At 69.9% G+C, this 931-nt stretch carries 1 protein-coding gene; it reads left to right on the top strand.

Annotation, left to right across the window (positions count from 1 at the left end; translation table 11 throughout):
• The coding region (gene glyA / locus AC1DNC_RS16755; RefSeq protein ID WP_476863655.1) for a serine hydroxymethyltransferase at positions 1-931 on the top strand (931 nt) is incomplete at both ends.

The raw sequence follows: 931 nt of genomic DNA, 5'->3' as shown, positions 1-931 counted from the left end.
CAGCTCGCGATCGACCGGGTCAAGGCCCTGTTCGGCGCGGAATACGCGAACGTCCAGCCGCACTCCGGGGCGCAGGCGAACGCCTCGGTCATGCACGCCCTGATCCGCCCCGGCGACACCATCATGGGCCTGAACCTGGCCCACGGCGGGCACCTGACCCACGGGATGAAAATCAACTTCTCCGGCCGGCTCTACAACGTCATCCCGTACCAGGTCCGCGAGGACGACCACCGGATCGACATGGCCGAGGTCGAACGCCTCGCCCAGGAACACAAACCCCAGCTGATCGTGGCCGGCTGGTCCGCCTATGCCCGGCAGCTGGACTTCGCGGAGTTCCGCCGGATCGCCGACKCGGTCGGGGCCTACCTGATGGTGGACATGGCGCACTTCGCCGGRCTSGTCGCGGCCGGGCTGCACCCCTCCCCGGTCCCGCACGCGCACGTCACGACCTCCACGACGCACAAAACCCTCGCCGGTCCGCGCGGCGGGATCATCCTCTCCAACGACGCCGAGATCGCCAAGAAGATCAACTCGGCCGTGTTCCCGGGCCAGCAGGGCGGCCCGCTCGAGCACGTCATCGCCGGCAAGGCCGTGGCCTTCAAGATCGCCGCCTCACCCGAGTTCAAAGAACGCCAGGAACGCGTCCTGGCCGGCGCCCGGATCCTCGCCGAACGCCTGGTCCAGCCCGATGTCACSGCCAAAGGCATCACCGTGGTCTCCGGCGGCACCGACGTGCACCTGGTCCTGGTGGACCTGCGCGACTGCGAACTCAACGGCCAGGMAGCCGAGGACCGGCTCGCCGCGATCGACATCACGGTCAACCGCAACGCCGTCCCGTTCGACCCGCGCCCGCCGATGGTCACCTCCGGGCTGCGGATCGGCACCCCGGCGCTGGCGACCCGCGGGTTCGGCGAAGCCGCGTTCGCCGAGG

It is taken from the genome of Arthrobacter sp. 01N442 (genome assembly GCF_056399345.1).
The sequence above is the reverse complement of the archived record's forward strand: the minus strand, read 5'-3'. Positions and strand labels throughout refer to the sequence as shown.